The organism is Lacipirellula parvula (genome assembly GCF_009177095.1).
In the GTDB taxonomy this organism is placed as follows: Bacteria; Planctomycetota; Planctomycetia; order Pirellulales; family Lacipirellulaceae; genus Lacipirellula; species Lacipirellula parvula.
The window spans coordinates 2,790,900-2,803,314 of sequence record NZ_AP021861.1; the positions used below are offsets into that span (position 1 = coordinate 2,790,900).

General features: G+C 62.8%; 9 protein-coding genes. 6 read left to right on the forward strand and 3 right to left on the reverse strand.

Annotation, left to right across the window (positions count from 1 at the left end; genetic code table 11):
* Positions 1-330 precede the first annotated feature (330 nt).
* Positions 331-2,391: a glycogen debranching protein GlgX gene (gene glgX / locus PLANPX_RS10970; RefSeq protein WP_232536410.1), complete on the forward strand. Its 2,061-nt coding sequence runs from the start codon at positions 331-333 to the stop codon at positions 2,389-2,391.
* A 246-nt stretch (positions 2,392-2,637) separates the two neighbouring features.
* Complete coding sequence (cbiE, locus tag PLANPX_RS10975; RefSeq protein ID WP_152098776.1) at positions 2,638-3,885, forward strand: precorrin-6y C5,15-methyltransferase (decarboxylating) subunit CbiE; 1,248 nt, start codon at positions 2,638-2,640, stop codon at positions 3,883-3,885.
* Between the two features lie 62 nt (positions 3,886-3,947).
* On the opposite strand, the gene PLANPX_RS10980 is transcribed toward cbiE, so the two are convergent.
* Positions 3,948-4,310 (reverse strand): cupin domain-containing protein, encoded by a 363-nt coding sequence (locus PLANPX_RS10980; RefSeq protein WP_152098777.1) that lies wholly within the window; start codon positions 4,308-4,310, stop codon positions 3,948-3,950.
* Between the two features lie 83 nt (positions 4,311-4,393).
* Here PLANPX_RS10980 and PLANPX_RS10985 point away from each other — a divergent pair, with 83 nt between their 5' ends.
* Positions 4,394-6,133, forward strand: a complete 1,740-nt coding sequence (locus tag PLANPX_RS10985; RefSeq protein ID WP_152098778.1) for an HAD-IIB family hydrolase — start codon at positions 4,394-4,396, stop codon at positions 6,131-6,133.
* 148 nt (positions 6,134-6,281) lie between these two features.
* Here PLANPX_RS10985 and PLANPX_RS10990 read toward each other — a convergent pair whose 3' ends face one another.
* Both PLANPX_RS10990 and PLANPX_RS10995 read right to left on the reverse strand, forming a co-directional pair.
* The gene (locus PLANPX_RS10990) at positions 6,282-6,836 is read right to left on the reverse strand and encodes a toxin-antitoxin system YwqK family antitoxin (protein ID WP_152098779.1); all 555 of its coding nucleotides are present in this window, start codon (positions 6,834-6,836) and stop codon (positions 6,282-6,284) included.
* A 25-nt stretch (positions 6,837-6,861) separates the two neighbouring features.
* On the reverse strand, positions 6,862-8,991 hold the full coding sequence (locus PLANPX_RS10995; RefSeq protein WP_172991985.1) for an ATP-dependent helicase: 2,130 nt from the start codon (positions 8,989-8,991) through the stop codon (positions 6,862-6,864).
* 365 nt (positions 8,992-9,356) lie between these two features.
* Between PLANPX_RS10995 and PLANPX_RS27670 the strand changes: the two genes are divergently transcribed.
* From PLANPX_RS27670 to mscL, 3 genes are read left to right on the forward strand one after another with little or no spacing between them, the layout of a single operon-like run.
* On the forward strand, positions 9,357-10,352 hold the full coding sequence (locus PLANPX_RS27670; RefSeq protein WP_194175121.1) for a hypothetical protein: 996 nt from the start codon (positions 9,357-9,359) through the stop codon (positions 10,350-10,352).
* Entirely contained in the window at positions 10,349-11,410 is a 1,062-nt protein-coding gene (locus PLANPX_RS11005; protein ID WP_172991986.1) for an RluA family pseudouridine synthase, read from the forward strand. Before PLANPX_RS27670 ends, PLANPX_RS11005 begins: the two co-directional genes overlap by 4 nt.
* Positions 11,411-11,462: 52 nt before the next feature.
* Complete coding sequence (mscL, locus tag PLANPX_RS11010) at positions 11,463-11,861, forward strand: large-conductance mechanosensitive channel protein MscL (protein WP_152098780.1); 399 nt, start codon at positions 11,463-11,465, stop codon at positions 11,859-11,861.
* The last annotated feature ends 554 nt before the right edge of the window (positions 11,862-12,415 follow it).

Here is a 12,415-nt window from a genome sequence, read left to right on the forward strand (position 1 = left end):
CCCGACAGTGGCGCCGCGTAGCGAAACAAAGCCTTCCGCGCCGGTGCGCCTACCTGCTCCGCCTAAGCTATGTTGAAGCGGAGGCACGGGTTGACGCGCGTGTGCGGTAAGGCGAAGGTGCGCTGCGGCACATTTGCGTTTTCAAGACTAACGGGAGATTGAGTCGAAGCATGAGGCGTGGCCCAGCGCTGCGCCTTCAGGGAAGCAAGGCACAGCGGCGGCAACTGGGACCACACCTCCTGAAGCCGGCCACCGTCATCCCGAGAGCCTTCCCGATCCATGCTGACCCAATGGACCCCCACGCTCACCACGCCGTCGTTTACGCCCGTCATGCCAGCCGCGCAGCGATTCATGCAGTTTCGCTATCCGCTGCCTTACGGTGCGCTCTTACAAGACGGCGGGGTGCAGTTCGTCGTATACAGCCGCTCGGCTACGGCCATGCGGGTGTTGCTCTACAAGCGAGTTACTGACCGCGAACCGTATCGCATCGTCGACTTCAATCGCACCACCGACCGGTGGGGCGACATTTGGAGTCTCTTCGTGCCTGATCTTGAAGCAGGCGCGTTGTACCATTTTCAAGCCGACGGGCCCTACGCCCCCGAGCGCGGCCACCGCTTCAATCCGCAAGCGCGATTGATCGATCCGTACGCTCGCGCGTTGGCCGGCGCCTTCCAAGCGTCGGAAGACGGCATCATCCGCCCGCCGAAGTGCGTCGTCATCGACGATAACTTCGACTGGCAAGGCGATCGCCACTTGCGCCGCCCGCTGTCTGAGTCGGTGATCTACGAGATGCACGTCCGCGGGTTCACCAAGGGCGGCTCCAGCAACGTCGACTCGCCTGGTAGCTATCTCGGCGTCATCGAGAAGATTCCGTATCTACAATCGCTCGGCGTCACCGCCGTCGAGCTGATGCCGATTCACGAGTTCCCCACGAACGGCGTGTTCGGCGGCAAGCTCGATCGTCCCAACTACTGGGGCTACGACTCCCTCGCGTTCTTTTCGCCTCACCGCGGCTACCAACAGGGGAACGAGCCGGGCGACCAGGTTCGCCAGTTCAAGGAAATGGTCCGGGCGCTCCACGCGGCCGGCATCGAAGTGATTCTCGACGTGGTGTTCAATCACACCGCCGAAGGAAATCACATGGGACCGACGCTCAGCTTCAAGGGGCTTGAGAATCGCGTCTACTACATGCTCAATGGCGACGGCACCTACAAGAACTACTCCGGCTGCGGCAACACGGTGAACGGCAATCACCCGATCTGCCGCGAGATGATTTTCCACTGCCTCCGCCACTGGGTTTACAACTACCACATCGACGGGTTCCGTTTCGATTTGGCGTCGATCCTCAGCCGTAACCGGAACGGCGAGCTCGTGCCGAATCCGCCGATGGTCGAGCTGATCGCCGAAGATCCGATGCTTGCCGACACGAAGATCATCGCCGAAGCGTGGGACGCCGCCGGGGCGTTCCAAGTCGGCAACTTCGCCGACAAGCGTTGGGCCGAGTGGAACGGCCACTACCGCGACGACGTCCGCCGTTTTTGGCGCGGCGACCAGGGGATGATCGGCCCGATGGCCACTCGGCTGTCAGGTTCGAGCGACCTCTACCAATCGAGCGGTCGTCATCCGTATCACAGCATTAATTTCGTCACCTCGCACGACGGCTACCCGCTGAACGACTTAGTCAGCTACGAACACAAGCACAATCAGGCCAACGGAGAAGACAACCGGGACGGAGAGAATAACAACAACAGTGCGAACTACGGCGTAGAAGGTCCGACTCGGCGAAAGCACATCGTCGAGCTGCGTCGCCGCCAGGCGAAGAACATGATGGCGTCGCTCCTATTGAGCGAAGGGACGCCCATGATCGTCGCCGGCGATGAAGTCCTGCGAACCCAGCGCGGCAACAACAATGCTTACTGCCAAGACAACGCGACGAGCTGGTTCGATTGGAATTTAGTTGAGAAGAACGCGGAGATGTTGCGGTTCACGCAAGCCATCATTGAGTTTCGCAAGGCTCAGCCCAACGTCCGTCGTCCAATGTTCCTCACCGGCCAAGCGGCCCAAGAGGGACAGATTCCGGACGTCAGTTGGTACGGGCCCGAGGGGCATGGCGTGAACTGGGGTTCCCAGCAGAAGAGCTTGGTGTGCGTACTCGGCACCGCGGGTCTCGACGACCCGTCCGCCCGGTACATCATGCTGCTGCTCCATGCGGGGGGCGATTCGCAAGATTTCACCATCCCGGCGGCCGTGCGACGGCTTCCTTGGCGCCTCTTCGTCGATACCGCGGCCGAAGCCCCGGGCGACGTTTACCCCGGCGTCAACGGCCCCGCAGTCCCCGCCGGCGGACGCGTGAAAATGGTCCATCACTCGATGCGGTGCTATGTAGCATAGCTAGGCTCTAAGTTGTAGGCTGTAGGCCGTAGGCGGGGCATTGCTTCTCGCCTACGGCCTACTTCGTTTAGCTGGGCTTTGTTCAAGAAGTTGACAGTGGGAGCATTGACTGTGGGAGGCGTCTCCGACGCCGATAACGGTAACCAGAACGCGCCGTTGCGGCCCTCAACGTCGATTCGGGGTCGGAGACCCCTCCCACAATTGAAGGCTGATTAGGCTCTGAACTCGAACCACGAACTTGCGGCAATGGCGGTATCACGCTCCAACGTTTCGATCATCGGTATTGGCGACGACGGGCTCGACGGCGCTTCCGAAGCCGTTCGCCGCATCATCACTGAGGCGGACTTGCTGGTTGGTAACGACCGCGTGTTGGCGCTCGTCCCCGGCAACGTGACGGAACGGCTCGTCCTCGGCGCCGACGTCGAAGCGGCCGCCGACCGCATCGCCGCCGAACATGGACGCGTCGCCGTGCTCGTTTCGGGCGACCCGCTCTTCTACGGCTTGGCCCGCTATCTCTGCGATCGCGTCGGCATCGAGCGCTGCGAAATCGTGCCGCACGTCAGCAGCATGCAACTCGCCTTCGCCCGCGTGAAGGAGAGCTGGGACGATGCTTACCTCACCAACCTTGCGAACCACTCGCTCGAAGCCGTCGTCGAGCGGATCCGCACGGCCGAGAAGGTCGGCCTGTTCACTACCGACGAGCATGGCCCCGACGCCGTCGCAAAGGCCCTCGCGAAGCGGAAGATCGACTACTTCACCGCCTACGTTTGCGAGAACCTCGGCGCCCGCAACGAACGCGTCACCCGCGGTTCGCTCGCCGACATCGCCGGACAGAAGTTCGACCCGCTCAATGTGATGATCCTCGTCCGCAGCAGCGACGCCCCCGACCGCCCCCGCGACGCCTCGGTGCGCAGCCTGTTCGGCAACCCCGACGAGGCGTTTGTTCAATCAAAGCCGAAGCACGGCCTGCTCACCCCGGCCGAAGTCCGCGCCGTCGCCCTCGCGCAAATGGCGCTCTCGCCGCGGAGCATCGTGTGGGACGTCGGCGCCGGCAGCGGTTCGGTGAGCGTCGAAGCCGCGCTGTTGGCGCCCGCCGGGCAAGTGTTCGCCATCGAACAAGACGCCGAAGACGTCGAACTCATTCGCGAGAATGCTGACCGCTTCGCCGCCGAGAACGTGACGCCGGTCGTTGGTCGCGCCCCTGAAGTGTGGGCCGACCTGCCCGATCCCGACGCCGTCTTCATCGAAGGGAGCGGCCGCGAAATCGCGCGCTTGGCAGAACTAGCGTTCGAACGCCTCAAACCGGGCGGCCGCTTGGTCGCAAGCGTCTCAAGCATCGAGGGCCTGCACGAAGTGAAGGCGAACCTCGCCGCTGCCACCTCCGACGTCAACGTCTGGATGCTAAGCGTCGCCCGCGGCACCGACCAACTGCAACGCCTGCGCCTCAACGCGCTCAACCCCGCGTTCCTAGTCTCCGCCACCAAAACGGCCTAGCACCCTACAGGCGAGCCGGAGGCTTTATGCCTCCGGTCTTCAAGCCTCCGGTCTCCCCTCTATCACTCATCCCGATGCACCGTGGTAGGCGAAAACGCCGGCAGACAAACCGCCACATACTCCGCCCCTTCGACGCCCGGGCTGCTATAGCGAATCCATTCGCCCGCGTCCGTGATGATCGCTTGCCCCGCGGCAACGTCGAAGGTCTCGCCGCGTGTTTCCACGCGCAGTGATCCGCGCAGCACCAGCGTGTACTCCGCGAACTCCGGCGTCTGGCCCGGCTCGCTCCAGCCTGATGGGCTCACCATCCGCGCGACGCTCACCTCGGCGGTCTGAGAATTGACCCGACCGATGTATTCCTCAATCACTTTGGGCGGTTCGCCGTGGGCGTGAATACGCGTCGGCGAATTGATGAGTCGCGGCATCGCATTTGCTCCTGAGTGGTGTCTGTTGGAGTTCAGGATTTCAACCGAACGGTTGGCAACAGTTCGGCAACCACGGAGCATACATGCGTTACCAAGCCCTCGCCACCGACTACGACGGCACGATCGCCCATAACGGCGTCGTCAGCGAGAGCACCGTCGCCGCGCTGCGCGATCTGCTCGCCACAGGCCGCCGGCTGATCCTCGTCACCGGCCGCGAGTTGCCCGAACTCCTCGAAATTTTCCCCGAGGTCGATCTGTGCGAATGGGTCGTCGCCGAGAACGGCGGCCTCCTCTATAACCCCGCGACGAAGGAAGAACGTCCCCTCGCCGAGGCTCCCTCGCCAGCGTTCTTGGAAATGCTCCAAGCCCGGCAGGTCGAGCGCGTCTCGGTCGGCCGGGTGATCGTCGCCACGTGGGAGCCTTACGAAAACATTGTTCTCAAATCAATTCGCGACCTCGGTCTCGAAAGCCAAGTCATCTTCAACAAAGGCGCCGTCATGATCTTGCCGGCCGGCGTCAACAAAGCGAGCGGCCTCACTGCGGCACTGAAAGAGATGGGCCTCTCGCCGCACAACGTCGTCGGCGTCGGCGATGCCGAGAACGACCACGCGATGCTGAAGCTCTGCGAGTTCTCGGCCGCCGTCAGCAACGCGCTTCCCGCGGTGAAGGAGACTGCCGACTTCGTCACCTCCGCCGATCACGGCGATGGCGTCGCCCAACTCATCGCCGCGATGGTCGAAGACGACCTCGCGAAGTTCGATGACCGCCTCGCACGTCACCACCTCATCCTCGGCAAAGCAGGCAATGACGAAATCGCGATTCCCTCGCACGGTCCCTGCATTCTCATCTGCGGGCCCTCGGCCAGCGGCAAGTCGACGCTCGTCACGCGGATTGTCGAAACGCTTGAAGAGCAGCATTACCAGTTCTGCCTGTTCGACCCCGAAGGCGATTACGAAAACTTTGCCGGCGCCGTCGCGTTCGGCAGCCCCGACGCGCCGCCGGCCGCGGACGAAGCGCTTCAACTCCTCTCGAACCCCGACGCCAACGCGATCGTCAATCTCACCGGCCTGAAAATCCCCGATCGCCCGCCGATGTTCCTCAGCATGCTCGGCCCGCTGCTGCAAATGCGCACCCGCACCGGCCGGCCCCACTGGCTGATCCTCGACGAGGCCCACCACCTCCTCCCCGCCGATTGGCGCCCGCCCGAAGGCGTGGTTCCCGAGGAGTTTCAAAATGTGATCATGATCACCGTGCACCCGGAACTGCTCGCTCCGGAGATGCTGCAGCGCGTCGACATGCTGCTGGTCGTCGGCAAGGACGCCGAGGAGATGATCGCCACCTACTGCGACGCTTCCGGCCTCGACGCGCCGGCGCTTGAGCCCGCGCACCTACAGCAAGGCGAAGTGCTGCTTTGGAAGCCAGGCAACGAAGAGCCGCCGCTGAAGATCGCCGCGTACCCCTGCAAAACCGAACGCCGCCGCCATCGCCGCAAATACGCCGAGGGAGAACTCCCTCCCGACCGCAGCTTTTTCTTCCGCGGCCCCGGCGCCAAGCTCAACCTGCGGGCGCAGAATCTCATTATGTTTCTGCAAATCGCTGAAGGCGTGGACGACGAAACGTGGGAGTACCACCGCCGCGCCGGCGACTATTCAAAATGGTTTGGGTCGTGCGTCAAAGACGACGACCTCACTGCGGCGGCGAAGCAAATCGAATCGCTCGCCGCCCTCGATCCCCACGAAGGCCGCGAGATGCTGCGGGCTGCCATCGAGCGGGAGTATATCCTGGCGCCAACGTCAAAAATGCCCGTCGTCGGCGCGAGTTGATTATCGTCAATAGCAGAGATGCCGCGACTGGTGCAGGTCGTCGCGTGCTCGAAATGCTGAACCGCGGTGGAACTCTCCGCGGACTTCCCATACTCATGTCTGAGAGGCGAGAGTATGGTGCCGTGCGACGTCTTGGTTGCACGCTAGACTACCCCGAGACATCCCGGCGCTTTTTCTCGCCGACCAGGGTTGTCAACGCATCGTTGGGTCCACGATGGAACTCCTCAAGAAGCGTTCCATCTCGCGTTAATGTTCTGCTATTCATGAGCACGTCATACGCGAACTCCATCTCGCGATACACGGTGCCGTCGTCGTGCCACTCACGCTCAATGCCGTGACGTAAACCATGCACATAAGGGACTTCGAGCTTATTTGTACCCGCTGGATGATACTCGCGCGTGATACCGTGTTGGAGCCCAGCCTCGAAGTGTAGCTCACTTAACAGGGTTCCATTCGCGTAAAACTCGACAGCCGTCCCAGTAAAACGGAGTCCGTTAAATAAGTATATGTGGTCGTTTGAGTACTCTAATTGATCATAAAAGACTTGCATGGTTGTTGCGCGAAATTGCTTGAAATCTTTGTTTGATACAAACGAGGTGGAACCGACACGCGGGCGACGGGGCGTCGTGGAGCGCCGGCCTGCTGGACCACGATCGGGCGTCTGCGAAGGTTCGGCATGCTCACGCCTGAGGGGCGAGAGCATGGCGCCCTGCAGCTAAGCCAACAGTCTACCGCCGCGGCGAGCGCGATTGCGAACCTTTCGCTCCCTTAGCCCCTTTGCCCCCCTTCGGCCCGCCAGCTCCCTTCGCCGCCGGGTGCTTCTTATGCGGTCCAAGAGTGGCCGCAGCCGCCGCCCGCGCTTTCGCCGCATTCTCCGCCTGCCCGGTCATCTCGTACAAAAACCGGCTCGGCACCGTGTCCTTCGGCTTCCCCCACTTCCGCCGCGTGAGGGCGAACGACATCGTCAGCTTCTCTTGCGCCCGCGTGACGCCGACGTAGCAGAGCCGTCGCTCTTCGTCGATTTGCGATTCGTCCGGCATTTCGAGCGTCCGCTTGTGGGGCAGAATCCCTTCCTCCATCCCCACCATGTAAACGTACGGAAACTCCAGCCCCTTCGCTGAGTGGAGCGTCATCAGCGCGATCGCGTTGCGTTGCAGCTGGTCCTCTTTCTCGTCGCGGTTGTCGCTGCCGCCGAGGGCGACGTCGTCGAGGAATCCGCGGAGCAGTGGAATTTCCTCTTCGTCCTTCTTCGTCTTCTTCCCTTTGTTGTACGCGGCGCCGGCGTTGATCAGTTCCTCGATCGACGCGGTGCGGGCCTCGCGTTCCATGGGATCAGGATAGAGCCGATCGAGCTCGCGGCGATACTGCGTGCGGTCGACCACCGCGTCGACCAGCTTGTCGACCGGCGCCCCGCGATCGGCGATCTCTTTCAATTCGCCAATGAGTTTCACAAATTTCCCAATCGCGTTGCCCGTGGCTCCGCCGCCGCCGGCCGCTTCGCGCAGCACGGTCCAAATCGGCTCGCCGCGATTCACCGCCTCGGCCAACAGTTGCTTTACTGTAGCGTTGCCGATCCCGCGCGGCGGCGTGTTGATAATCCGCAGCAGCGACGTTTCGTCGGTCGGGTTCTCGACTGTCTTCAGGTACGCCAGCAGGTCGCGGACTTCCTTGCGATCGAAGAACGATTGCCCGCCGACCAGAATGTACGGCAGCTTCAGCCGTCGCAGTTCGGTTTCGAACGCCCGCGGCTGCTCGTTTGTGCGACACAGGATCGCAAAATCTTTCGCCTGCATTCCGGGCTGCGTCAGCTGCATGTGGATGTCGCCAACCACCCGTTCCGCTTCCTGCGCCTCATCAGGCAGCTGCATGATGATCGGCCGCTGTCCGGCGCCGCGGGCGGGCCGCAAGATTTTGTCGTGCCGCTTTTTGTTGAACGCAATGAGCGTGTTGGCGTATTCGAGAATGGCCCCGGCCGAGCGGTAGTTCTCCTCAAGCCGCACGACCTTCGCGTCGGGCCAATCTTCTTTGAACCGCAAAATGTGCTCGACCTCGGCGCCGCGCCAGCCGTAAATCGACTGGTCGTCGTCGCCCACGACGCACAAGTTGCGATGCCCCATCGCCAGCGCTTTGACGATGCGGTACTGGCTGCCGTTGGTGTCCTGATATTCATCGACCAGCACGTGGTCGAAATGCCCTGCCTCCTCGCGGCGGATGGCCGGATACTTGGTGAACAACTCCTCCGTGCAGAGGAGCAAGTCGTCGAAGTCGACCATCCCGCGAGCCTTCAGGCTGCTTTGGTAGCGCCGATAAGCCGCGGCGGCGAGATGCTCCTTATCGCTCGTCGCCTCCGACGCCGCTTGCATCGGCCGCAGCGATTTGTTTTTCCAGTTGCTAATGATCGCCAACAGGTCGCCCGGTCGCAGCGAATCTTCGGGGCAGCGAATGTCGCGCAGCGAGGTCCGCGCGAGCGACTCCTGGTCGCCCCGATCGCAAATGGCGAACTGGGGGGGATAACCCAGCTGAGTGATGTGCCGCCGCAGCACCTGGACGCACAGTGCGTGGAAGGTCGAAATCTGCGGCCGAATCTTCGGCCCCTTCGGCTTCGCTCTGCGATGCGTCTTGCCGGGCTTTTCCGGCCCGCCGAGCAGGGCCAGCGCCCGCTCCTGCATCTCGCCCGCCGCCTTGCGGGTGAACGTCACCGCCAGAATCCGATCGGGCTTGATCCGATGCTTGATGAGATTCGCAATCCGCGTCGTCACGACGCGGGTCTTCCCCGTCCCAGCCCCGGCTAAAACGAGCAACGGGCCGCTTAGCGTCTCAACGGCAGCGTGTTGGGCGGGATTCAGTCCGTGAGCCATCGGGCATCCATGCAGGCGGGCAAAAACTAGGCGGGCCGGCGGCGACAGCCTCAGCGGCGCCGCGCGACCCGCCAGTCTAACGGCTTCGTCGAAGAGAATAAAAGCCACCCGCAAACTCACCCCAGTCTGCTCTTTGCGCCTTCGCGCCTTTGCGTGAGATATCTTTCCTGAAAATCTCACGCAAAGGCGCGAAGGCGCAAAGAACGGGACTTTCCGGCCGAACCGCATTGCGACGCTAGCCTTGACGCAAGTCGTTTCATGGCCTTACACTTCGGGTTTACAGGCGGCCTCCGGTGGTCAGTGAATGGCCCTCCAACGCCCCTAGCGGTTTCGATCTGCCCACTGCTCACTGCCCACTCGCATTCATGAATACCGAACGACGACACGAGCTGGAAACCAACGCCCTGGCCGAAGGGATCACCACCTGGAGCGACAAGGCGCGCCCCTACACGTCGGCGCTCCTCGGCCTCATCGCCGCGCTGCTCGGTCTGTTCATCGTCGCCTCGCTCTGGAACTCCTACCAAGAACGTCGCAACCGCGAAGCGTGGCACGAACTGGAAGTCGGCCTCCTCGAAGGCGACATCGAATCGCGGAACCTCCGACTGATCGCCGACCGCGAAGATCTGCAGGGGACCGACATGACGGAGTGGGCCTACATGAGCTGGGCCGATCGCCAACTCCTCCGCGCGTCGCAGCTCTACCTCACCGATCGCGAAGATGCCAAGAAGCGGCTCGATGAGATCGAATCGATCTACGAGCAATTCGCCGACAGCGCCTCGAGCCCTGAGCTGAAGAATCGCGCTCGCCTCGGTCTGGCCCGCGTCAGCGAAATGCAAGGCGACGTCACTGACGCAGTGGCTCAGTACGAACTCATCGACGGCGCGTTCGCCCCGCTTGCCGAAGACCGGATCAAGGCGCTTAAGGCCAAGCCAGCGAAAGAGACTGTCGAGTGGCTCGCTACGGTTGAACTGCCGAAGCGCACGCCGCCGGGCGGCCCCGGTTCGCCTGGCGCTCGCCCCGGATTTGAAGCCGCTCCGCCGTCGGCTGATCAAGGCGGTGTGAATTTCGAAACGACGCAATCGCTCGAAGAGATCCTCGGCGGCATCAACGCTGCGGAAGACGCGGGTAAGCGGTACACGGAAGGCGCGGCTCCGGCCGAGGGCGCCGCGGCGCCTGCCGCTGAAACTCCGGCCGCCGGTACGACCGAAGCGCCGGCCACCGAGGAGAAGCCCGCCGCTGAACCAGCCGCCACGACTCCCGCTGCGGAAACCCCGGCTGCTGACGCTCCCGCAGCCGCCGAAACCCCCGCTGAATCGCCAGCCGCCGATGGCGCCGTCGCTGAGAAACCGGCAGCTCAATGACGCTGGACGACGAGGGGGCTTGGGATGATGAAGTCGCGCCAGTCACGTCACTGGCCAGCGAGTTCGGCGACTACACGCTCACTGTCGACGAAGCGATGGCCGGTCAGCGCATTGATGCGTTCTTAGCCGCAGCGATCGATGGCGTCAGCCGCGCCCGCATTCGCCGTTCGATCGATGAGGGCCTCGCCACCGTCAACGGCACGCAGCAGAAGGCCGCTTACCGCACGCTGCTGGGCGATCAGATTCAAATCCGCATTGCCGCGGCGGTCGAAGCGCCGCTCCCCGAGCCGATTCCGCTCGATCTGCTCTACGAAGACGACGTCATCGCCGTCGTCAACAAACCGGCCGGCATGGTCGTCCATCCCGCCAAGGGACATTGGGCCGGCACGCTCGCCGCCGCGCTCGTCCATCGTTTTAACGATGGCCTCAGCGCCGTCGGCGGACAAGTCCGCCCCGGCATCGTCCACCGCCTCGATCGCGAGACGAGCGGCGCCATCGTCGTTGCTAAGAACGACGCCGCCCACGAGTCGCTCGCCCGGCAGTTTCACGATCGCGAAGTGCAGAAGGAATACCTCGCGATCTCCGCCGGCCGCTTCGATCGCGACGCCGATCGCGTCAACGAACCGATCGGCCCCCATCCGACGCATCGCGAAAAGATGGCGATCCGCGGCGACCACCCCGACAGCCGCCCGGCGGAAACTTTCTTCGAAGTGCTTGAGCGCTTCCCCGGCTTCGCGCTGGTTCGCTGCCGTCCGAAGACCGGCCGCACCCACCAGATTCGCCTCCACCTGATGCACCTCCGCTGCCCAGTGCTGTGCGACAAGCAGTACGGTAGCCGTTCGCGAATTACTATCGGCGAGGTGCGCGGCATCACGCGGCAGAAGCGGCTAGGCGGCGACGCCCTCGACGACGAAGTGCTGCTCGCGCGTCACGCGCTGCACGCCCATCGGCTCAGCTTCGCTCATCCTATGAGCGGCGCGGCGATGACGGTCGAGGCGCCGCTGCCGAAAGATATGGAGCGTTTCCTGGAAGTGTTGCGATCGGCCGCCGGATCGTGATACAACGGCGGCGCGTCGATTCCTGCGACACCCGCCCTCAAGGAGATTCTCAATGGGACTACTCAGCGAATTCAAAAAGTTCGCCATGCGCGGCAACGTCGTCGATATGGCAGTCGGCGTGGTGATCGGCGGCGCCTTCGGCCTGATCGTCACCGAGATCGTCGGCAAGGTGATCACGCCGATCATCGGCTATCTGCAAGGCGGCGTTGATTTCAAGGAACGCGTCTACACCTTGCAACTGCCTGAGATTGCTGACGGAATGAAGCCGCCGGTGATCGGCTACGGCGCCGTCCTCCAAGCGATCCTCAATTTCATCATCGTCGCTTTCGTGCTGTTCCTCGTGATCAAAGCGATGAATCGCATGGTGAAGAAAGAGGAAGCAGCGCCCGCTCCTCCTTCGGAAGAAATTCTCCTTCTCCGCGAGATCCGCGACGCGCTTAACAAGCGCTAGTAACCGCAACACTCGACTCACTCGTGGCCTCGTTTTAGTTACGTAAAGCTCAACGGTTCTGGCTCCCTTCCCCTGGAGGGGACAGCAAGATGCATTTACTATCAGCCCCGACGGGGGCGGCATGATGTAGCCAGGGGCGTCAGCCCCTGGTTCGGCGCATCGTAAATGCCCCAAAGCCCCGTGAGGGGCGACACAACTCCCCTTTGTCGAGGACGAACAGTGCCGCCCCTCACGGGGCTGAGAAAGCTGGTCGCCCGAGAGTCCAGGGGCTTGCGCCCCTGGCTACATCACTGGGCCTCTTCTGGGCCGGGATTGGCAACAACTCATGCCACAAGCAAGCGCGTAATCCTGTTAAGGGCTGGGAAGGGGCGAGGCGCTTGCGCACGGCCTCGACCGTTTTCCGCCCAATTGAGGCCGATCTCGCGTTTGCACGTTTGCGCGCTCGCCTTGTTCAGCGAATGAAAAGGCCCCGCTCGCGCTGCCGCCATTTAACGCACTTTCTCCGCATTTCTCGGCAGATGTCCTAAAATCAGGCCCAATAGACGCAGGGGCCT